At 60.7% G+C, this 22490-nt stretch carries 18 protein-coding genes; 9 read left to right on the top strand and 9 right to left on the bottom strand.

The window, feature by feature from the left end:
- Positions 1-9: 9 nt before the first annotated feature.
- Genes G7025_RS04580 through tssA form a run of 8 tightly spaced genes read right to left on the bottom strand, consistent with a single transcriptional unit; the run spans position 10 to position 10842 of the window.
- Entirely contained in the window at positions 10-1530 is a 1521-nt protein-coding gene (locus tag G7025_RS04580) for a sigma-54 interaction domain-containing protein (RefSeq protein WP_181076907.1), read from the bottom strand.
- Positions 1527-4082, bottom strand: a complete 2556-nt coding sequence (gene tssH / locus G7025_RS04575; RefSeq protein ID WP_181076905.1) for a type VI secretion system ATPase TssH — start codon at positions 4080-4082, stop codon at positions 1527-1529. The genes G7025_RS04580 and tssH overlap by 4 nt, the downstream gene beginning before the upstream one ends.
- Positions 4079-5104 (bottom strand): type VI secretion system baseplate subunit TssG, encoded by a 1026-nt coding sequence (gene tssG, locus G7025_RS04570; protein ID WP_181076904.1) that lies wholly within the window; start codon positions 5102-5104, stop codon positions 4079-4081. Before tssG ends, tssH begins: the two co-directional genes overlap by 4 nt.
- A complete protein-coding gene (gene tssF / locus G7025_RS04565; protein WP_181076903.1) occupies positions 5068-6855 on the bottom strand; it encodes a type VI secretion system baseplate subunit TssF in 1788 nt (595 codons plus the stop codon). The genes tssG and tssF overlap by 37 nt, the downstream gene beginning before the upstream one ends.
- Complete coding sequence (gene tssE / locus G7025_RS04560; protein WP_181076901.1) at positions 6845-7246, bottom strand: type VI secretion system baseplate subunit TssE; 402 nt, start codon at positions 7244-7246, stop codon at positions 6845-6847. Before tssE ends, tssF begins: the two co-directional genes overlap by 11 nt.
- 14 nt (positions 7247-7260) lie before the next feature.
- Positions 7261-8736 (bottom strand): type VI secretion system contractile sheath large subunit, encoded by a 1476-nt coding sequence (tssC, locus tag G7025_RS04555; RefSeq protein WP_181076899.1) that lies wholly within the window; start codon positions 8734-8736, stop codon positions 7261-7263.
- Positions 8737-8764: 28 nt separating this feature from the next.
- On the bottom strand, positions 8765-9262 hold the full coding sequence (tssB, locus tag G7025_RS04550) for a type VI secretion system contractile sheath small subunit (protein ID WP_181076898.1): 498 nt from the start codon (positions 9260-9262) through the stop codon (positions 8765-8767).
- A 32-nt stretch (positions 9263-9294) separates the two neighbouring features.
- On the bottom strand, positions 9295-10842 hold the full coding sequence (gene tssA / locus G7025_RS04545; RefSeq protein WP_181076896.1) for a type VI secretion system protein TssA: 1548 nt from the start codon (positions 10840-10842) through the stop codon (positions 9295-9297).
- A 473-nt stretch (positions 10843-11315) separates the two neighbouring features.
- Here tssA and G7025_RS04540 point away from each other — a divergent pair, with 473 nt between their 5' ends.
- On the top strand, positions 11316-11831 hold the full coding sequence (locus tag G7025_RS04540) for an Hcp family type VI secretion system effector (protein ID WP_181076895.1): 516 nt from the start codon (positions 11316-11318) through the stop codon (positions 11829-11831).
- Between the two features lie 51 nt (positions 11832-11882).
- Here the strand turns inward: G7025_RS04540 and G7025_RS04535 are convergent, their stop codons facing one another.
- Positions 11883-12704 (bottom strand): aldo/keto reductase, encoded by an 822-nt coding sequence (locus G7025_RS04535; protein ID WP_181076893.1) that lies wholly within the window; start codon positions 12702-12704, stop codon positions 11883-11885.
- Positions 12705-12810: 106 nt separating this feature from the next.
- Here G7025_RS04535 and G7025_RS04530 point away from each other — a divergent pair, with 106 nt between their 5' ends.
- The 8 genes from G7025_RS04530 (at position 12811) to G7025_RS04495 (ending at position 22488) form a co-directional block, all read left to right on the top strand.
- Positions 12811-13302, top strand: a complete 492-nt coding sequence (locus G7025_RS04530) for a DUF1543 domain-containing protein (RefSeq protein ID WP_181076892.1) — start codon at positions 12811-12813, stop codon at positions 13300-13302.
- A 129-nt stretch (positions 13303-13431) separates the two neighbouring features.
- Positions 13432-13713 (top strand): peptidylprolyl isomerase, encoded by a 282-nt coding sequence (locus tag G7025_RS04525; RefSeq protein WP_010210937.1) that lies wholly within the window; start codon positions 13432-13434, stop codon positions 13711-13713.
- Positions 13714-13841: 128 nt separating this feature from the next.
- Entirely contained in the window at positions 13842-15704 is a 1863-nt protein-coding gene (locus G7025_RS04520; RefSeq protein WP_181076890.1) for an extracellular solute-binding protein, read from the top strand.
- Positions 15704-16765 (top strand): microcin C ABC transporter permease YejB, encoded by a 1062-nt coding sequence (locus G7025_RS04515; protein ID WP_181076889.1) that lies wholly within the window; start codon positions 15704-15706, stop codon positions 16763-16765. The genes G7025_RS04520 and G7025_RS04515 overlap by 1 nt, the downstream gene beginning before the upstream one ends.
- Positions 16765-17787 carry an ABC transporter permease gene (locus tag G7025_RS04510; protein ID WP_181076887.1) on the top strand — a complete coding sequence of 341 codons (1023 nt, stop codon included), beginning with the start codon at positions 16765-16767 and terminating at the stop codon, positions 17785-17787. Before G7025_RS04515 ends, G7025_RS04510 begins: the two co-directional genes overlap by 1 nt.
- A 10-nt stretch (positions 17788-17797) precedes the next feature.
- Positions 17798-19369 (top strand): ABC transporter ATP-binding protein, encoded by a 1572-nt coding sequence (locus G7025_RS04505; protein ID WP_181076886.1) that lies wholly within the window; start codon positions 17798-17800, stop codon positions 19367-19369.
- Between the two features lie 43 nt (positions 19370-19412).
- Positions 19413-20846 carry a sigma-54 interaction domain-containing protein gene (locus tag G7025_RS04500; protein ID WP_181076885.1) on the top strand — a complete coding sequence of 478 codons (1434 nt, stop codon included), beginning with the start codon at positions 19413-19415 and terminating at the stop codon, positions 20844-20846.
- A gap of 250 nt (positions 20847-21096) precedes the next feature.
- Complete coding sequence (locus G7025_RS04495; RefSeq protein WP_181076884.1) at positions 21097-22488, top strand: GntP family permease; 1392 nt, start codon at positions 21097-21099, stop codon at positions 22486-22488.
- Positions 22489-22490: the final 2 nt, after the last annotated feature.

Below are 22490 nucleotides of genomic sequence, written 5' to 3'. Positions count from 1 at the left end.
AGCTCTTCATCAGCGCTCCCCGCGCATGTCGTCACAAGGGATGTTCAAGCGTGCGAGACGATAAAGCAGGGTGCGACGTGCCACCCCCAGTTCGCGGGCAGTGCGGGTTCGATTGCCGCGGTTCTTGTGCAGGCAATCGATCAAGAACACCCGCTCCACCCGTTCCAGGCGCTGACGCAACGTTGCCTCGACGGCGCAGGGCACTGGTGGTGGCGTGAGAGAAAGGTGCGCCGGAAGGATCACGTCCTCTTCACAGAGCAGCACCGCGCGCTCCACCAGGCACTTGAGTTCCCGAACGTTGCCCGGGAAAGCGTGACTCGACAGTTGATCCAGCGCAGCGCTTGACCACTCCAGGGGGCTGCGTCCCAACGCATCGCAGGCGTTCTGCATAAAATGCCGGGCCAGCATCAGCACATCACCCTCTCGCTTACGCAGGGGCGGCAGTTCGATAGGAAATTGCGCCAGGCGGTAATACAGGTCCTCGCGAAAACGGCCCTCGGCCACCATCGCGGCGAGGTCGCGGTGGGTGGCGGCGATAATCCGCACATCCACCTTATGCGGCGCGCCGGCACCCAGCGGGCGAATCTCCCCCTCCTGCAGTACCCGCAACAATTTGGCCTGCAGCGACAGTGGCATATCGCCAATCTCATCCAGCAGCAACGTGCCGCCATTGGCCGCGTCAAATAAGCCGATATGGTTACGCTCGGCCCCCGTGAACGCGCCCTTGCGGTAGCCGAACAGTTCGCTTTCCAGCAGCCCCTCGGGGAAGGCGGCACAATTCTGCACCACGAAAGCCTTGCCCTTGCGCGGGCCTGCGTCGTGGATCGCACGCGCCACCACCTCTTTGCCGGTTCCGGTCTCGCCCCGCAGGAGCACGGTGCTGGGGGCAAATAACACCTTACCGATCAAGCGACAGGTTGCCGCCATAGCGGCGCTGTTGCCGATCAGCCCGAATGCACCCATACGAGGCGTGGCGCCCATACGCGTGTGTGCAGGCCCCGTACGCTTGAGCAGCGTGAGCTGCCTCAAGGCAAAGCTGCCCAATTGCCCCAATGACGACGCGTAACCCTGCAACGATTGTTTACGTAGGCTGGCGCACAGCAACAGGCCGCCAACGCACTTGCGCCGCCCGAATAACGGTATGCAGGACAACGACTGCCAGGGTGTCGCCATTGCCGGCAGGAAGCCGCACGCATAGACGCTGCGCGCCAACTCATCGAGCGACAGCGGGGTAACCTGATCGATTACGTAGTGCAGCAGTTGCTCATGTTGAAAGTCCGGCCCGCACGTGGGGTCAGCGGGTCGCGTGCCCCCTGGCAAATGCTGGGCAGTCAGCTCGAGCCGGCCCGTTGTCTCGTCGCGCCAATACAATTGGCTCAGTTCACAACCGCTGAGCTGGGCCGCCGCCGCGACGCACGCGTCAGGCAAGCTGGCTTCGTCACACTCACTGCCCAGGCGAGTGAACCAGGCCAGCAAAGCCTCGGCATAGTCCAGGGGATGGGGTACTTGGCTGAACGGATTGTCTGTCATTGGCTGAACTCGCAGATCGGCTGGGCGTTGGCGTCCAGACCGGCATGCACGCGCGCTACGGATTCGCCGACAGCCATGGTCTCCAGAAGCCGGTCAACCATCTGCGGCAACAGGCAGCTGTCGATCCATTGGTCGATATAACGGGCGCCACTGTCGCTGTGGCTGCAACGTTCGGCCATGTGCTTGACCAGATCGTCCGTATAGCTGAACGACAAACGACGCAATTGCAGCCTGCAGCCGAGACGCTCCAGCTTGAGCCTGGCCAGATCGTGAAGCACGTCACCGGCGATCGGGTAATAGGGCACCACACGCATTCGAGCCAGCAGGGCCGGCTTGAAATAATCACGCAACATCGGATAGATGGCCGCTTGCAGTACCTGCGGGTCGGGCCGCTGAGCGCCGGCACACAGCTCGGTGATGCATTCGCTGCCCAGGTTGGAGGTCATCAGAATCAACGTGTTGCGAAAATCGATCTCACGCCCCTCGCCGTCGTTGGCCAGGCCCTTGTCGAAGATCTGATAAAACAGATTCAACACGTCGGGGTCAGCCTTCTCCACTTCGTCCAGCAGCACCACTGAATACGGGCGCTGACGCACCGCTTCCGTCAGTACGCCGCCCTCCCCGTAGCCGACGTAGCCGGGAGGTGCACCAATGAGTCGAGACAGCGCATGCTTTTCCTGATATTCAGCCATGTTCAGGATCGTGACAAAGCGCTCGCCGCCATAGAGCAAATCCCCCAGGGCCATGGCCGTTTCCGTCTTGCCTACGCCACTTGGGCCCACCAGCAGGAATACGCCAACAGGCGCGTCGGGCGTGTTGAGACCTGCGGCGACGGCACGCAAGTTGCGATCAAGGGCCTGCACGGCATGCTCCTGACCCAGGATGCGCGAGCGCAGCGCGTCAGCGAATCCCAGGACCGTCTCACTGTGCTCGACCGCCAGGCGTTCAACCGGAATACCTGTCCAGGCGCTGACGACCTGGGCCACCAGGCGCGGACACACCTCGAGATGAACCAGGGGATGTGCGCCCTGTCGGGCACGCTGTTCTGCCAGCACCTGTTCCAGGGCATCCACGTCCTGCCCTGCCTGGCGGGCATCGTTCAATTGCTGTCGCAGTGCAAGTACCTGTTGCGCGCACGCCTGCTCTTCAAGCCAACGTGCTTGTAACTGTTGGTACGCGTGCTCGACAGCCGCCAGTCGCCGTTCCACCGCGCGCAATGCCTGCGCATCCACCGGCAACCCTGCGTCTGTGTCTCGCAACAGCGACAGACGCTGTCGCATACATTCAGCCTTCTGCGCACCCAGCCGCTGCAGCGACTCGGGTGCGCAGACCCGGCTGATACGTGCACGGGCACAGGCGGTATCCAGTACGTCCACGGCCTTGTCGGGCAACTGGCGCCCAGCGAGGTAGCGGGCACTCAGGCAGGCGGCGGCCACCACGGCGTCGTCTCGTACATAGACGCCATGGCTGGCTTCATGCACCGGCACCAGGCCACGCAGGATCGAAACCGCCTCCTCAACACTCGGCTCGCCGACCTTGACCGGTTGAAAGCGCCGGGCCAGGGCGGGGTCTTTCTCGAAGTAACGTTTGTATTCCGACCAGGTGGTGGCGGCGATAGTGCGCAACTCACCTCGGGCCAGCGCCGGCTTGAGCAGGTTGGCCGCATCGGCGCCACCCGCCTGGGCACCCGCGCCCACCAGCGTATGCGCTTCGTCGATAAACAGAATGACCGCTTGTGGCGAGGCGTTGACCTCATCCATCACGCCCTTGAGGCGCCGTTCGAATTCGCCCTTGAGACTGGCTCCGGCCTGCAGCATGCCCATGTCCAGGGTCAGCACCCGTGCGTTTCTGAGCGGTTCCGGCACCTGATCGGTGGCGATCCGCAAGGCAAGCCCCTCGACCACGGCTGTTTTGCCTACGCCGGCTTCGCCAACGAGGATCGGGTTGTTCTTGCGTCGTCGCGCAAGGATATCGATCAGTTGGCGAATCTCACCATCGCGACACAGCACCGGATCGATCCGGCCTTCACGGGCCTGCCGGTTCAGATCGTGAGTGAACCGTGACAGGCACGACTCACCATCGCTTGCCGGGGCGCCCTCCACCTTCCGACTTGCAGCAAACTCGCGCACGCGCTGCGCATCCAGGCGGCTCAGCACGCGTTGATAAGCGCAACCTTCAGGCTGTGGCGGGTGACACAACAACGCCAACAACAGCGCGGCATGGTCCACCTCGGTTTGATGCAACTCCAGATGGGCCACCATCAACGCGTTTTGCAACCATTGCACCAGGCCCTTGGCGAACACCGGATTAGACGAAGCACTCGTTTCAATCCTTGGCCGCAGCGTGGCTGCCAGTTCAGCGCTGTCAACCTCGGCGTCAGCCAATGCCTTGATCAACAGGCCTTCGCGGTGTTCCAGCAGGACGCCCAGCAGATCCTCTACAAGAACCTCGCCGCCTCCGCGCGTCACGCAACGCTCGGCTGAACGTTCCACGTCTCGCCGCGCCTGGGGATTCAATGCGCGGATAAGTTGTTGCAGGTCTACATTCATCATATGCCTCTGCCCTTGCGGCGAATATTGCCGGTCACGATGACCGCGCCATCGGCGCGTGCAGGCGTCAGCCAACTGGCCCAGCCCAATCGACAAACGTTGTGTTCGCCAAGCTGCAACGGTCTGATCTCTTCTTTGCTCAATACCAGGCGCAGGTCATAGTCCAGTGGTTCGCGCGCGATCAGTTCTATCAGTGCACACATCGGCGGGTGGTCGGTGCCCGAGGGTAAAAAATCGTGAAAACGCTGCCAGTCGAGGTCCGGCAGGTGCACCCTGAATTTCCCGCTGCGGTCGTCGACTCGGCAGCCAAGGACATGGTCCACACCCAGCGCGTTGTTGGCGTCGCCAAGCCTGTTGCGCTGCGTCGGTGAAATAACAACCGAGCGCGCCACCCATTGCTCGACCCACAGGCGGGAGTGCCTGAAGTAGTAACGCAGCACCGTCTCGATCAAGGCCGCGGAATGCACGCGCAGGCTGAGCAACCCGAGATAAGGCAGCAGTCGCTTGCAGTTCAACTGGGCGGCATCGCGAATCGGCTGGCCTCTCAACCCGGCCAAGGCGAACATCTGTTCGGAAAACCTGTCCCGCGCGCCCCCCTCGAAGCACGCGCGATAGCGGTACTTACGCCAGATCGGCAGCATCAGGCGGTGCAGCCGGTGGTGGAACAGGTCCAGGAAGTCACGGGCAGCATTGCCGCCCGCCCCATCGGCAAATGCCTGCTCGCCGTAGAACGCCGGCAACGGCGAGCCTGCGCCACATAGGCTCAGCACGTTGAGACGAAGACGCGCGCGCCATTGTCCCTGCTCGACAAAAAACTCCAATCGATCGATATCGTGACCGGGAAATCCGAGGCCTGGGTTGGCCTGGAATTCCAAACGGTCATACAGCGCGTCGTTATCCAGCAACGGATGCGCATCGCGTAAACGCCGGATCACCTGCGAAATTGCCTGGAACAGCGAATATTCACGGATGACACGGGACAGTTGCGTTAAATCAGAGGCTGCTGGCCCATCCGGGTTGGCCATAGGTACACATCTCCTTGTGTGCTGGTGACACGTAGTTCGTGGCAAGTGTTGAGGCCCGCATAGAGCGCGAAGAATTCGTTGAGTACCGAGGCGAATACAAATATCTCGCCCTGCCCCAGGAAGCCTTGGGCGTCGATGCTCAGGTCGATCAGCACGCCTCGCAACGGCATGCCTCGATGCAATCGATCAACCTGGACGTGACTGATGGAGCGCAATGCGCCCAGTCTTCTCTGGCTGATTTTCCTGGCCTGCCGGTCGTGATAACGCGGCAGGTCGTAAGTTTCCAGAACGCCCTTCAACGCGTTGATATCGCTCAACGACAGGTAGTTGAGCGACATATTGCTGATCAGGCGCCAGAGAAAATCCTGGTCCAGGGGCGGTGCGAGGCTATCGGTCGGCGCGCAGATGTTGCGAAACGACAGCCCTTCGGGGGTCTGCTCGCAGGGCTGGTTGATCGCTCCAGCCGCTAGTTGTCGAGTGAGGTTATGGTTGGTGCAGGTCAGCTCGATCGACAGCGTTTCCTGCTCGTGTCCGACGCCATCGGCAAAACCCAACCAGGTGTCGAGCCCACCATGCTGCGCCGAAGCGCGCTGGCGAATGGTGTAGCTGGGCGGGCCTGCGGAGGCGTTCCCATGGCCATCGTGTTCAAACGATTCAAAGGGGACGTACGCCCGGTAACCCTGGCCGCCAGGACGCCAGCCTGTCACTCGGTCGACGGAAAACACACCGGCGTTACCTCGCGCATACTCTCCTGGAATCAGCAGATACTCGTCCTGCTTGCCATCCAGGCGAATCGGTACCGCATCATGTGTGAACAGGTTGACGATGGGCGTGCAATACAGCTTTACGTTGTCCCGAGTCAGATGCTGGAGCTGCGAGGGTTGGTTGTGTAACTCAAAGCGCAACGTCACGCCGCAGATTCGCTTGATGACCTCGTTGGGCAAGCGTCGCAGCGCATCCAGCCCCGTCACATCGACGAACAGGTACTTGTCGGGGAAGATGAAATACTCCTGCAAATGACGGTAGCCAGTGAAGGTGTTCGGCGGATAGGGGATCAGCGCCTGATCCTGCGCGAAGCCCACCGGCTGCACCTGATCCGCGCCAATGCGCAGCGATAACGCCTGGCCATCACGCTCGGAAATCGGCGCACCTGCACGGTCCAGTGGCAGTAACTGCACACCCGTAAGATGACGCAGCAGCCCCAGGTACAGGCCTTGGCTGATGTAGCGGTCCCCGGTCAGGTGCAGGCGCAACTGGTCAAATGCGCACTGACTCAAGTCGCCCTCGGCACTGATGCGCAACTGCAGGCTCAACACTGCCTGCTCTCCCTGAACGCTGTAGTCCAACGCGCTCAGTTGAAGGGGCAAGACCTGGGTCGCGTAACAGGTTCGAAAGCGGCAACGTTCGCCTTCGACCGAGCCACTTTCCACCGGTGTATCCCGCGCAACCATGACCCCAGGCCCAGCCGTCTTCAATGGGTCGAACTGCAGGATGCTGAGTGCTGGAATCGGGCGCATATAATTGGGCCATAGCAAATGCATCAGGGAGTGCGTCAGCTCCGGCAATTCGTCATCCAGTTTCTGACGCAGGCGCCCGGTTAGAAAAGCGAAGCCTTCCAATAACCGCTCGACATCCGGGTCCTGGCCGGCTTCGCCGAGAAACGGCGCAAGCGCCGGATTGCGTTCGGAGAACTGCCGTCCCAGCTGACGCAAGGCGCTGAGTTCGCTTTGGTAATAACGGTTAAAGGACATCGGGCAACACCTCGATACGCCCCGCATCACGCAGGTGTGCGGTAAACACCACCGGTTGCACGACGCCATCAATACGCAGTGTGGCGTCGATGGCAAATGCCAGGCACAAGGGGTCATGATCGCGCGGCAGCACACGCACACGAACGTTGCTCAAACGTGGTTCGTAGGCTCGAATAAAACGCTCGATCAGCAAGCGTGACTGGCTCAATGATTCGTGCAGGCTCTGGTTCATCTCATTGAAGTCAGGCAACCCATAATCCGGCAGCGTCTGCACGCTCCCCGCGCGGATGCTGAGCATCTTGCCCAGGTGAGCCGCGACAGATGTCACGCCACAGCCGGGCTTGGCCGACGGTGCTGCAAATCGTTCGAACAGGCTGTGGTTGCGAGTCATGACCTGGCGCTTGCTCATTCTTTGTCAAGCTTGCCGACGAGGGACAAGGTGAAATCGGCCCCCATGTATTTGAAGTGCGGTCGCACGCTCAGGTTGACGCGGTACCAGCCCGGTTCGCCTTCCACATCACTGACGACAATACGTGCCGCACGCAGCGGGCGCCGTCCACGGACTTCGGCGCTGGGGTTTTCCTGGTCGGCGACGTACTGACGAATCCACTTGTTGAGTTCCAGCTCAAGGTCGGTGCGCTCCTTCCAGGAACCCAATTGCTCGCGCTGTAGAACCTTGAGGTAATGCGCCAGACGGTTGACCACCATCATGTACGGCAGCTGGGTGCCCAGCCGGTAATTCAGCTCCGCCTCCCTGCCCTCGGTACTGATGCCGAAATGTTTGGGTTTCTGTACGGAGCTGGCGGAAAAAAACGCAGCATTGTCACTGCCCTTGCGCATCGTCAGGGCAATAAAGCCTTCTTGCGCCAGCTCATATTCACGGCGGTCGGACACCAGCACTTCGGTAGGAATCTTGGTTTCGATCTCGCCCATGCTCTGGAAGTGATGCAGAGGCAAGTCTTCCACTGCACCGCCGCTTTGCGGGCCGATGATGTTCGGGCACCAGCGAAACCGTGCAAAGCTGTCGGTAAGGCGCGTGGCGAAGGCATAGGCGGTATTGCCCCACAGGTAATGTTCGTGGCTGTTCACCACGTTTTCCCGGTAAGCAAAGGTCTTGACCGGGCATTCCAGGGGGTCGTAAGGCGTGCGCAACAGGAAGCGCGGTACGGTCAAGCCGATATAGCGCGAATCTTCGCTCTCGCGAAAGCTTTGCCACTTGGCAAACTGCGGCCCCTCGAAATGGTCCCTGAGATCCTTGAGGTCAGGCAGGCCCGTGAAGCTCTCCAATCCGAAGAAACCCGGGCCGGCAGACGCGATAAACGGCGCATGAGCCATGCAGGCCACACTGGCGGCGTACTGCATCAGTTTCACATCGGGCGCGCTGGGAGAGAGGAAGTAGTTGGCGATGACGGCGCCCACGGGCTGGCCGCCGAACTGACCGTACTCGGCGCTGTAAATATGTTTGTAGAGCCCGGACTGCGTCACCTCCGGAGAATCTTCAAAGTCATCCAGCAGGTCCTGACGTGAAACGTTCAGCAGTTCGATCTTGATGTTTTCGCGAAAATTGGTGCGGTCGACCAGCAACTGCAAACCCTTCCACGACGATTCCAGGGCCTGGAAGTCCGGGTGGTGCAGGATCTCGTCCATTTGCAGGCTGAGCTTCGCGTCGATTTCGGCGATCATTCGATCAACCAGGCGTTTTTTCACCGGCTCGCCGCTGTTGTGCGGCTTGATCAATTCTTCGATAAAGGCTGAGACGCCACGCTTGGCAATGCCATAGGCTTCGTCGTCCGCGCTCAACAATGTCTGGGCAATGATGTTGTCGAGAATGCCGTGCTCTTGAGCGGCGTGGGCAACGGTTTGAGTGTGTTGGGTATTCATGGCGTCAGTGTCCTTTTACTGAGGTATGTCAGGCGGATGGGTCGCTCAGGCCCAGCTCCGCCAGTACCCGCACGCGGGATTCGTCGTTGGTCAGGGCTTGCTCTATGGCCTTGCGAAAGCTTGGTGTGTTGCCCAAAGGCCCCTTGAGCGCCACCAGCGCCTCACGCAGCGCCATCAGTTTTTGCAGTTGAGGAATCTGCTCAACCAGATGCGCAGGGTTGAAGTCCTTCATCGAGTTGATGCGCACCTGAATCCCCAACTCCTCGGCATCGGCGCCCTCCTGAAGTCGATTGGGCACATTCAGGGTCAGGTTCAATGCCTGGTTGGCCAACACTTCGTCCAGGGTGTTCTTATCGATGGCGATAGGCTTGCGGTCTTCGAGCTTGCGCACGTCTTCGCGCTGGGTGAAATCCCCCAGCACAAGCAGTTTCAACGGCAGCTCGACTTCTTCCTGGGCGCCACCGATAGCGGGTTTGAACGTAATATTGATGCGTTCCTTCGGGGCTACGGAACCTTCTTTGGCCATGGTATTTCTCCTTGTTCGGGGGGCTCGAGAGCCTATTCAAGTACCGCTTCAAGATCGAAGAGGCACAGCCTGCGATGGGTGTCTTCCTTGCGCTCGCGCACGGCATGGCTTTGCGGCACGAGGTCACAGCAACGGTGCAGCAATTGGGCGACATGCAGCGCAAGCTCCGGCTCCCAGCGGTCCAGCCCGGTGCGCTGCAGTTCTAGATCGAGTTGGTCGAGCTGGATCTTTGCCAGTTCATGCTTGCCCGCTTGCACACACAGGCGCGCCTGGGCCAGGCGCCAGTAAAAGCGCTCACGGTCGCCGCGAGCTCCGTGCAGGCCTTGCTTGAGTTCATGTACGACGGCCTTCAGGCCCTCCTTTCGCAGCCTGGGCTGCAGCGCCTGCAGGGCGACCTCCCAAGGCTGGGCATCGGCGGCCTCACACAGCGTTTCGGGCGGCTGCCTATGAGGCCGCACCTGCAAGGCAATCCAGGTCCGGGTGCCCGCATCGGCAAACGGACTGCCGTCGTGAAAGCGAAATTCAGGCAGGTCGGGCAGCCGTTGCAGCAGCAGGGCAAAGCTCACTTCCAGCTCGCTCATGGCCAATGGCGCCTGCAGGGCCTCCAGGCATTGCCAGACCATGTGCAGCCCATCAAACCAGAACATCGCACCCGCCAGGCTGGCCTCGAGCTCAAGCAGCAGATCGGCGTACTGGCCCTGGGCGAGCCACTCCCGGTAACGCTTGAGCTTGTCGGGCGCCGGGCCACGCAGCGTGGTGATCCGCTCCGTGTCGGCTTGCGGATAGCTGATCAGGGTCATCCACATCAACGTGCGATTCAGGCGCAATGCACGCAGGTCGGTAGCGTTCTGACGCAGCCACCAGGCGCACAATGGCCGAGCTTGTTCCTGCAAGGAACGCAGCCATTTATGGGCGTCCTTTTCGCTGTCCAGCGACAGTTCGGCTCGCAGCAATTGAGTGGTCGCATGGTTGGCCTGAGCAACGACACCGCCCAACTGGGCGTCAGCAGGATCGCCTGGCGCGGTATGCTCCAAGCGCTGGTCCCATTGCCTGCGGATCGACAGCAGCAGCGGCGCGTCATCACCCAGGTGACTGCTCAACAACTCATCCAAATGGGCCAGTCGCTCGAGCAAAGCGCGATGCAGCGGCTGCTGGTCATGCAGCGAAACAATCTGCGCCGACAATGACTCGAGACGCAGAACCAACCACGCGAATGCCGCGGCTCGGGTACGGTTTTTTGCAGGATAAACAATCGACCAATGACGGTCGCACAGATGACACAACATCCCAAGGCCCGCCAGCAGACCCGCAAACGACTCACGCTGGTGCAGCGCCCAGGTCAGCCAGACAGCCACGCGCAGATCCTTGGACTGACGGCGCAGCAGCTGCTCACTGACTTCAATGACCTTGTGCCAATCCGGCTGGGAGGTGCCGTGCATTGAGTGGACCTTACTTAGTTCCAATTCCAAGGCCTCGTACTCGGGCGAAAAGCGCACGTCACCACCCGCGAAATGTTCTTGCGAACAGGGCGCACGGACAACTTCAATATAATAAACACAGAGCTTTTCATAATAATTCATTTTAACCACGCGCAACTTAAGAGCACGAGAAGCCAACTAATCGCATTGCATAAACGCATCATATTTCAGATATATTTCGCCAGAACGACAACGAAGTCTGCAAACAGTAGACTTGCCTCCAGCATTCAGCAAGCCACCAGTCGCCACTTAAGCCATTTCCTACAACCCAATAAAATCAAGGCCTGCGCAGCATTTTGAACAGTCAACTAAGCCCAATTCGTCAATTAAATACTAAACCCCAGCCTTTGAAGCCCGTTCACTGCGAGCAATTAACTGCGCACTCATGCGCAAACAACCCACCATTAACTTAACTCTCACTCGATCATATTCGACCAAAACAAGCACGTTATCGCAGCAACCCCGCGCCTTTATTGGCTCACGCACTTTCCGGCACGCTTTTTGTTATAGGCATTTGACCAGTCGACGCAGCTGTCTTCTGGAACTACCTATTTAACCAGGCAAGGAAAACCGTCATGCCAACACCCGCGTATCTCTCCATTACCGGCGTCAAACAAGGTTTGATCACGGCAGGCACGTTTACACAGGACTCGGTAGGTAACATCTATCAGGAGGGGCACGAGGATCAGATCCTGGTCCAGGCCTTCGCCCACCAGGTCATCATTCCCCGCGATCCGCAATCCGGGCAGCCGACCGGGCAGCGGGTTCACAAGCCGCTGATGATCAGCAAGGTCTTCGATAAATCCTCACCGTTGCTGTTCAGTGCGCTGACCAGTGGCGAAGAGGTCAAGTGTCGACTGGAATGGTTCCGGACTTCGTCGGCCGGTACCCAGGAGCATTACTTCACCATCGAGCTGGAGGGTGCCACGCTGGTGGATATCCAATCGCGCATGCCCAACTGCCAGGACCCGGAAAACGCCCATTTCACGCACTTGGAGGATGTGTACTTCACCTATCGCAAGATCGTGTGGACACACGAAGTGTCCGGTACTTCCGGCTCCGACGATTGGCGCAGCCCGGTAGCGGGTTAAGCCGCTCGGCACGGAAACGGCGCCCATGGACGGCACCGTTTCCGGTTGCGGCTAGACCATTGCCAACCGATGTTTGCGCTGGGGCGGCCCGAAGACACGGTCGATGGCGTCCAAGTCGTGCTTGTCCAGAACCAGGTCGGCAGCCGCCGCGTTAAGCCGGATGTGTTCCGGCGTAACCGCCTTGGGAATGGCGATCACACCGTCCTGGCGCAGCACCCAGGCCAGGGCCACCTGGGCGGGATCTGCCTCGTGACGAGCGGCGATCTGCTTGAGCGCCGGACTGGACAACAGTTCTCCGCCCTGGGCAATCGGACAGTAGGCCATAAGGGGTAAGTGATGTTGTCGCCACCAGGGCAGCAAATCAAACTCGATGCCGCGCTCTTGAATGTTGTAGAGCACCTGGTTCGTCGCACAGGCCGGGGATGCCAGTTCCTGCAGGTCGGCTACGTCGAAGTTGGAAACGCCCCAACGGCCGATCTTGCCTGCCTCGCGCAGACGCTCAAAGGCTTCGACGGTTTCTTCCAGGGGGTACTGACCACGCCAGTGCAGCAGATACAGATCGATATAGTCAGTGCCCAAGCGCTGGAGGCTGGCTTCACATGCACGCGGAATGCCCTTTTGGCTGGCATGGTGCGGATACACCTTACTCACCAGAAACACCTGGTCGCGTTTACCATGAATGGCCTCGCCGACCACCCGTTCAGCGCCGCCTTCGCCATACATTTCGGCGGTATCGATCAAGGTCATGCCCTCGTCGATGCCCAGTTGCAGCGCCGCGACTTCAGCGCGGCGATGATTCGGGTCTTCGCCCATGCGCCAAGTGCCCTGGCCGATGACAGGGACGGGCACGCCCGCCAGATCAATGCTACGCATGACAACCTCCTGCTCAATTCACGGGTTAACACTGTGGCATTGACCGGACAAAAGGGTTCAATCGAAGTATGGTTGTGCCTTGCTCAATCGCCAGGAAGGACCTGCAATGCTGTTTGTCGTGATGCTCGGGGGCAAACACCCACGGGCCAGTATCGAAGTTCATGATGTGGTGTTCGCTGCGGCGGATACGCTGCAAGGCACTTACCCGCAACTGCGCGATGCCTGGTTCGGCAATGCCAAGGGCGTGCACATCGATTCGTGGATGGAGGTCGACGGCGTCGACGGTTGGAAAATCGAACTCAGCCACCTGGCGCCCCAGGCCGGCGCCCATCATCTGTATTTCATCAATCTGGGCGGCTATGAGACCGACAGCTTCGGCGAGGCCCATCATTATGTGCTGGTGGTTGCCCGTAACAAGCAGGAAGCCACGAGCAAAGGCAAGCAACAGATGCGACGGCACTGGTCCCAGGCCCATACCGACGCAGTGCTGGATGTGGACGACTGCCTGCCCATCGACCTGGTGGATGGCCGCTACCTGCACCTGGTCCAGGGCGCACATCTTCCAATCGTCCAGCGCAACGATTACATCGTTCTATAGTGAAACGTCAGCCTGCCTGCCAAAGGCATGGCCCGCCGCCGCACCGCTCAGGCAATCCCTGGGAACTTTGCCGGGAAATAGCCGCCTGATTCCGGTACGCTCACCCTTTTCATTCAAGGAGTTACTCTCATGGCCAAAGCCACCGCCCGCCACATCCTCGTGTCCACCGAAGACAAGTGCAACGAACTCAAGGCCCAAATCGAAGGCGGCGCCGACTTCGCAGAAATCGCCAAAGCCAACTCCAGCTGCCCATCCAGCCGCGACGGCGGCAACCTGGGTTCGTTCGGTCCAGGCCAGATGGTTAAAGAATTCGATACCGTGGTATTCAGCGCTCCAGTCAACACCGTGCAAGGCCCGGTCAAGACTCAGTTCGGCTACCACCTGCTGGAAGTCACCAGCCGTCAGGACTGATCCGCCCTGCGCTGATGCGTGAAACAACGGCCCGCCATCTGGTGGGCCGTTGTGCATCCGATCACTGGCGACGGTGCCGCCGTTAGCGTACAAATCCCTATTCTTTTATCCGGCGTTCAAGGCTGACAATGCGATTGGCTTTTTCCACACCCCTTCTCGGCACTGCGCTGGCCCTTGTGCTGGCGAGTACCGCCGTGATCGCGGCGCCACAAACGTACCTTACGGTGTACGGTGAACCGGCCAAGTACTCGGCCGGTTTCACCCATTTCGACTATGCCAACCCCAATGCACCCAAGGGCGGCAGCCTGCGGCGTTCGGCTATCGAGATCGGGCGCTTCGATCATGTGCTGCCGTATATCGACAAAGGCATCGGCGTGTCCCAGGTCGATGGCTGGCTTTACGCGCCCCTGGCCCAGCGCTCCCTGGATGAGCCTTATACGGTCTATGGCCTGGTCGCCGAGAAGATGGAGCGTGCCGAGGACGGCCTGTCGCTGCGCTTTTACCTGAACCCGAAGGCGCGCTTTGCCGATGGCAAGCCGATCACCGCCGAAGACGTACGCTACAGCTTTGACCTGTTGATGACCCAAGGCAGCCTGCGCTTTCGTACGCTGTTCGCCGACGTCAAGCACGTAGAAGTGGAAGGCGAGCGCCAGGTGCGCTTCGACTTTTCCAGCAATGAGAACCGCACCCTGCCCCTGGATATCGCCACCCTGCCGGTGTTTCCTCAGCACTGGTGGAAGACCCGCGATTTTGCCAACGGCGGCGGCTACGAAGCGCCACTGGGCAGCGGCCCCTACAAGGTCAGCAAGATCGATTCGGGCAGCACCATCACGTTTACCCGCGACCCCGACTGGTGGGGCAAGGACCTGCCCATCAGCCGTGGCCTGTACAACTTCGATCACCTGAGCCTGGAGTACTTCGGCGACACCGAAGTCGCACGCCAGGTATTGCGCGGCGGTGCCTACGACTTCAATCGCGAGTTTTCCGCCACCGGCTACTCCATCGGCTACAACGGCCCTGCCCTCGACGATGGACGCCTGCAACGCGCGCATTTGGCCAAAGAGATGCCGCAACCGGCACAAGGCTATGTATTCAATGTGCAAAAGCCGATGTTCAAGGATCGCCGCGTACGTCAGGCCCTGGCGATGTTGTGGGATTTCGAGTGGGCCAACCGGCAGATGATGCGCAATATGTACATCCGCCAGCAGAGCTTCTTCTCCAACAGCCCGCTGGCCGCCAGCCAGTTGCCAACCAAGGAGGAACTGGCGATTCTCGAACCGCTGCGCGGGCAAGTACCCGATGAGGTATTCACCCAGGTGTTCAAGGCACCGGTCACCGACGGCAGCGGCATGATCCGCGACAAACAGCTGCAGGCCCTGAGCCTGCTTGAGGAAGCTGGCTGGAAGCCCGACGGCGACAAACTGGTAAATGCCCAGGGCGAGCCGCTGGAGTTCACCTTCCTGAATGCCCAGGCCGGCCTCGAGCGGCTGCTGCTGCCCTACAAGCGCAACCTGGCGCAGATCGGTATCACCCTGAATATTCGTCGCATCGACTCCTCGCAGTATGTAAACCGCTTGATGAGTCGAGACTACGACATGATCGTCACCGGGTTCCCGGTCACCACCTCTCCGGGGATGGAGCTGTACAACTACTTCGGTTCGGCCGCCGCGTTCGATTCGGGGGCCAATAACTACATGGTGCTCAAGGACCCGGCCGTCGACACCCTGATCAAAGGCCTGGTCAAGGCCGACACCCAGGCACAGATGCTCACCTACGCCCATGCCCTGGACCGGGTGCTGCAATGGAATTATCTGTGGATTCCCAATTACTACCCGCCCGGTACGTCGGCGGCGTGGTGGAACCGCTTCGGCCGCCCGGCCATCGAGGCCAAGAACGATGAGGCCCTGGAAACCTGGTGGGAAATCAGCCCCACACCGCTGACGAATGAACAAATGAAAGCCGAACTGAAAAAACGCGCGGAGGCCCGCTGATGTTTGCCTATATCGTGCGGCGCCTGCTGTTGATCATCCCGACCCTGGTGATCATCCTGCTGGTGAATTTTGTGATTGTGCAGGCCGCCCCCGGCGGCCCGGTGGAACAGGCGATCGCCCACCTGCAAGGGATTGGCGGCGGTGGCGTCGGCGGCTCGTCCGGCGAAGGCATCGGCAGCGGTTCGCGCGCCAGTCGCGGCCTGGACCCGAAACTGATCAAGGACATCGAAAAGCAATACGGCTTCGACAAGCCCGCGCCGGAACGTCTGTGGCTGATGCTCAAAAGCTACGCCCAGCTGGACTTCGGCAACAGTTTCTTCCGTGGCAAGAGCGTGATCGACCTGATCCTCGAAAAAATGCCCGTGACCATTTCCCTCGGCCTGTGGGCCACTCTGATCACCTACCTGGTGTCGATCCCCCTGGGCATTCGCAAGGCCGTGCGCCATGGCAGCAGCTTTGACGTGTGGAGCAGCACCGCCATCGTCATCGGCTATGCCATGCCGGCGTTCCTGTTCGCGATGTTCCTGATCGTAGTGTTTGCCGGTGGTACATCCCTCAACTGGTTCCCGGTGCGCGGCCTGGTCTCGGAGAATTTCGAAGAGCTGAGCACCGTGGGCAAGGTGGCCGACTATTTCTGGCACCTGGTGCTGCCGGTGACCTCCCTGGTGATCGGCGGTTTCGCCACCTTGACCATCCTGACCAAGAACTCATTCCTGAATGAAATCACGCGTCAGTACGTGGTCACCGCGCGCGCCAAGGGCCTGAGCGAGCGCCGCGTGCTGTACGGTCATGTATTTCGCAACGCCATGCTGCTGGTGATCTCCGGAATTCCCCAGGCGTTCATCAGTGTGTTCTTTGCCGGTTCGCTGCTGATCGAAGTGATCTTCTCCCTCGACGGTCTGGGCCGCATGAGCTACGAAGCCGCCGTATCACGGGACTACCCGGTGGTGTTTGGCTCGCTGTTTATCTTCACCTTGTTCGGCCTGCTGATAAAACTGATCGGCGACCTCTGCTACACCCTGGTGGACCCGCGTATCGACTTCGCCGCGAGGAACGCCTGATGCTCAATCTGTCACCGGTGGCCCGCCGACGCTTCGAGCGGTTCAAGAAAAACCGTCGCGGCTGGTGGTCGCTGTGGCTGTTTATCGGTCTGTTTATCCTGACCCTGGGCGGCGAGTTGATCGCTAACGACAAACCCTGGGTGGTGAGCTACAAGCACGAATTGTATTTCCCGGTGTTCAAGCGCTACACCGAGCAGCAGTTCGGAGGGCAATTGCCATTTCAGGCCGATTACCGCAGTGATTACGTACAAAAGCTGATCAAGCAGGACGGCGGCTGGATGCTGTTCCCGCCGATCCCATTCAGCGACGACACGCCCAACTACGAACTGACCCGCCCTGCCCCCAGCCCGCCCTCGGCGGTGAACTGGTTGGGCACCGACGACCAGTCGCGGGATGTGCTGGCGCGGGTCATCTTCGGCGCTCGGGTATCGATCCTGTTCGCCCTGGCGCTTACCGCGATCAGCGCGGCTATCGGCATTGCCGCCGGCGCGCTGCAGGGATACTACGGCGGCTGGGTGGATTTGATCGGGCAGCGTGTACTTGAGGTGTGGTCCGGCCTGCCGGTGCTGTACCTGCTGATCATCCTGTCGGGTTTCGTCGAGCCGAATTTCTGGTGGCTGCTGGGGATCATGGCGCTGTTTTCCTGGCTCGCGCTGGTGGACGTGGTGCGCGCCGAGTTCCTGCGCGGGCGCAACCTGGAATACGTCAAGGCGGCGCGGGCCCTGGGCCTGGGCGATGCCAAGATCATTGGTCGGCATATCCTGCCCAATGCAATGACTGCGACCTTGAGCTACCTGCCATTTATTTTGACCGGTGCCATTTCCACGTTGAGCGCCCTGGACTTCCTCGGCTTCGGCATGCCGGCGGGCAGCGCGTCGCTGGGTGAGCTGATCGCCCAGGGTAAACAGAACCTGCAGGCGCCGTGGCTGGGCCTGACGGCGTTTTTCACCCTGGCGCTGATCCTGTCGCTGCTGGTTTTTATCGGCGAGGCGCTGCGTGACGCCTTCGACCCACGCTCATGAGTGATTGCAAATGAACCTGATCGAGATCCGCGACCTCTGCGTCGCCTTCAACGGCCAGGCCGTGGTACGCAACTTGAGCCTGGAGGTGCGCCCCGGCGAGTGCCTGGCGCTGGTGGGCGAATCGGGCTCGGGCAAGTCAGTGACCGCCCATTCGATTCTGCAACTGTTGCCTGAAGCCGGCAGCGCCACCACCGGCTCGGTGAAATATCGCGGCAAGGAACTGGTGGGAGCGCCTGCGACGACCTTGCAGAAACTGCGCGGCAACCGCATCGCCATGATTTTCCAGGAGCCGATGACCTCCCTCAACCCGCTGCACAGCATCGAAAAACAGATCGGTGAAACCCTGTTGCTGCACAAGGGCCTGGGCGGCAGGGCGGCGCAGGCGCGCATCCTGGAATTGCTTGAGCTGGTCGGTATCCAGAAGCCCAGGGAACGCCTCAAGGCCTATCCCCATCAGTTGTCCGGCGGCCAGCGTCAGCGGGTGATGATTGCGATGGCCCTGGCATGCGAGCCGGAGCTGCTGATAGCCGATGAACCGACCACCGCGCTGGATGTGACCGTGCAGCGCAAGATTCTGCTGCTGCTCAAATCCCTGCAGCAACGCCTGGGCATGTCGCTGCTGTTGATCAGCCATGACCTCAACCTGGTACGCAGCATCGCCCAACGGGTGTGCGTGATGCACGCCGGCGAGATCGTCGAGCAGGCCGAATGCCAGGCGCTGTTCAGCGCGCCGCAGCACCCTTACAGCCGCCTGCTGCTGGATGCCGAACCGGCGGGCGACGCCCTGTGCAGCGAGGAACGCGAGACGGTGTTGCAAGTGAATGACCTGAGCGTGCAGTTCCGCCTCGGCGGCGGGCTGTTTCGGCGCAAAACCTACCTGCGCGCGGTAGACGGCATCAGCCTCAGCGTGCAACGTGGCAAGACCCTGGGCATCGTCGGTGAATCCGGCTCGGGCAAATCCACCCTTGGCCAGGCGATCCTGCGCCTGCTGGACTCACACGGCGGCATATGCTTCCAGGGCCACGCCCTAGAAGCCCTCAGCCATCAACAGATGCGCCCGTGGCGCAAGCAGATGCAGGTGGTGTTCCAGGACCCTTACGGCAGCCTCAGCCCGCGCATGTCAGTGCAGCAGATCATCAGCGAAGGTCTCGAAGTGCATGCCCCGTGCAGCCTGGCCGAGCGCGAAGCGCAGGTCATCCAGGTGCTCAAGGATGTGGGCCTGGACCCTGCCAGCCGGCATCGCTACCCCCACGAGTTTTCCGGCGGCCAGCGCCAACGCATCGCTATCGCCCGCGCACTGGTGCTCAAGCCGGCGCTGATGCTGCTGGACGAACCCACCTCCGCTCTGGACCGCACCGTGCAGAAACAAGTGGTGGCGCTGCTGCGTGAACTGCAGGAAAAATACGGCCTGACGTATCTGTTTATCAGCCATGACCTGGCCGTGGTGCGGGCCATGGCCCACGACATGATCGTGATCAAGGACGGCCAGGTGGTGGAGCGCGGCGCCAGCCATGACCTATTCGAGTCACCGCAGCACCCCTACACCAAGGAACTGATGGCAGCGGCGCATATCCCGCTGTAGGACGTTATGGGATTCCACTCACCCTTTTGCTGGCGGCATGGGCATGAACCTCACCGATAACCTCACCGATTACCAACAGGTACGCGGGCTGGCGATCCAGTCGCTGTTCGAGATCATCGAGCAGTCCAGCGAAGGCACGGTGATTGTCGACCGTGATGCCAACATCGTGTGGATGAACGAGCGCTACGCCAGACGCTTCGGTCTCAAGAGCGCCGAAGAGGCCATCGGCCAACCGTGCGAACAAGTGATCTCAAACAGTTTGTTGCGCCAGGTGGTGCGCACCGACCGGCCGATCCTGCTGGATATCCAGGACACGCCCAAAGGCCCGCTGGTGGTGATGCGCCTGCCGATTCACAACGATGCCGGCGCGGTGATCGGCGCCATCGGCTTCGCGCTGTTCGATGAGCTGCGCAACTTGTCGCCCCTGATCGAGCGCTACCTGAGCATGCAGCAGGAACTGGCCTCCACCCGCTCGTTGCTGCGCTCACGCCAGAGCAAGTACACCTTCGCGCATTTTATCGGCACCAGTGCCGCGAGCCTGGAGGTCAAACGCCGGGCGCGGCGCAGTGCAAAGGCCGAGTCGCCCGTATTGCTGCTGGGGGAAACCGGTACCGGCAAGGAGCTGCTGGCCCAGGCCATTCATGGCGCGTCGTCGCGGGCGCACAAGGCGTTCGTGAGCATCAACAGCGCGGCGATCCCCCATGACCTGCTGGAAGCCGAATTTTTCGGCACGGCACCTGGCGCGTTTACCGGGGCGGACCGCAAGGGCCGCTCCGGCAAGTTCCAGATCGCCGAGGGTGGTACGTTGTTTCTGGATGAAATCGGCGATATGCCGCTGCCGCTGCAGAGCAAACTGCTGCGGGTGTTGCAGGAAAAGGAATTCGAACCGGTCGGCTCCAACGAGATGCTGCACAGTGATGTGCGGGTGATCGCGGCCACATCGATGGACCTTGAAGCGGCAATCAAGCGCGGCGAGTTTCGCGCAGACCTGTACTACCGCCTGAACGTGCTGCCCATCCAGGTGCCGCCCCTGCGCGAACGCCTGGAAGATATTCCGGCGCTCAGCGAGGCGATCCTCGAAGAACTGAGCAGCCACCACGAACTGGACCGCGAAGCCCTGGCCCTGCTGGCCCAGCATGCCTGGCCGGGGAATATCCGCGAGTTGCGCAATGTGCTGGAGCGCGCGGCGCTGTTGAGCGATGACCTGGTATTGAACGCCGAGGAAGTCCGCGCGGCGATCGGCACCTTCAGTCCGGTGGCGCGTAGCAATGCCGTGGCGGCGGTAGAAGGCGAAAGCTACAACGCGGCGCGAGAGCGGTTTGACCGGCAGGTGATTGTGGCGGCGCTCAAAGGATGTGAAGGCAATGTGGTGGAGGCGGCTAAGCGGTTGGGGCTGGGGCGATCGACGTTGTACAAGAAGATGGTGGCCCTGGGCATTACGCAATCTCTAAATAGAGACAAGCATCTCAATAAATAGACAGACTGGGTGGGAGGGGGCTTGCCGCCGATGGCATTGGTTCAGCCGCTATTTTCCTGGCTGATAGACCGCTATCGGGGCAAGCCCCCTCCCACATTTGATCCGCGCCTGTCTTGAAATTGAGACACGGCTTAAAACCTGTTGAAAAATATCCATATATTTCAAGCAATTAACCACTTGGCACACATCTCGCTATAGCCCTTCCCACAGCGTCACCCACAAAAATAACAATCCCATCTGGAGACACACCATGAGTGTGATCATTGCCCTGGCAGCCCTCGCGTTGCTGATGCTGGCTGCCTACCGTGGCTATAGCGTTATCCTGTTCGCCCCCATCGCCGCCCTCGGCGCGGTGCTGCTGACCGATCCTTCCGCCGTCGCCCCTGCCTTTACCGGGGTGTTTATGGAAAAAATGGTCGGCTTTATCAAACTGTATTTCCCGGTGTTCCTGCTGGGTGCGGTATTCGGCAAGTTGATTGAGTTGTCGGGCTTCTCGCGTTCGATCGTGGCGGCGGCGATCCGTTTGCTCGGCACGCGCCAGGCGATGCTGGTGATCGTGCTGGTCTGCGCCCTGCTCACCTACGGCGGCGTGTCGCTGTTTGTGGTGGTTTTCGCGGTGTACCCGTTCGCGGCGGAGATGTTCCGCCAGAGCAATATCCCCAAGCGCCTGATCCCGGCGACCATCGCCCTGGGTGCGTTTTCCTTCACCATGGACGCCCTGCCCGGCACGCCGCAGATCCAGAACATCATCCCCAGCACGTTCTTCAACACCACAGCCTGGGCGGCGCCGTGGCTGGGGCTGATCGGCACGATCTTCGTGTTCTGCGCCGGCATGCTCTACCTGGCACGCCAACGCAACAAGGCCCAGCGCGCCGGGGAAGGCTACGGCATCGACCTGCGCAATGAACCGGAAACCGCTGAGAACCTGGCGCTGCCCAACCCGTGGATCGCGCTGTCGCCGCTGATCCTGGTAGGCGTGATGAACCTGCTGTTCACCCACTGGATTCCGCAGTGGTACGGCAAGACCCACAGCCTCAGCCTGCCTGGCATGAGCGCGCCGGTGACCACCGAGATTGCCAAGCTCACGGCGATCTGGGCGGTGCAGGCGGCGCTGCTGGTGGGGATTATCATGGTGCTGGTGTTCGGCTTCTCGGCCATCAAGAGCAAACTCGCCGAAGGCAGCAAGAGCGCGGTCAGCGGTGCGTTGCTGGCGGCGATGAATACCGCGTCGGAATACGGCTTCGGTGCGGTCATCGCTTCGTTGCCGGGCTTTCTGGTGCTGGCGGACTGGCTTAAGGGCATCCCCAACCCGTTGGTCAACGAGGCGATCACTGTGACGTTGCTGGCCGGTATCACCGGTTCCGCCTCGGGCGGCATGAGCATCGCCCTGGCCGCGATGTCCGAGAGTTTTATCGCGGCGGCCCACGCGGCCAATATCCCCCTTGAAGTGCTGCACCGGGTCGCGGCCATGGCCAGTGGCGGCATGGACACCCTGCCCCACAACGGCGCGGTGATCACCCTGCTGGCGGTCACCGGCCTGACCCACCGCGAAGCCTACAAGGATATTTTCGGCATCACGATTATCAAGACCCTTGCGGTGTTCGTGGTGATCGGTACTTTCTATGCCACAGGCATTGTATGAGG

It is taken from the genome of Pseudomonas lurida (assembly GCF_013522705.1).
In the GTDB taxonomy this organism is placed as follows: domain Bacteria; phylum Pseudomonadota; class Gammaproteobacteria; order Pseudomonadales; family Pseudomonadaceae; genus Aquipseudomonas; species Aquipseudomonas quebecensis.
Note: the sequence above shows the minus strand (reverse complement) of the source record. Positions and strands in the feature narration are given on the sequence as shown.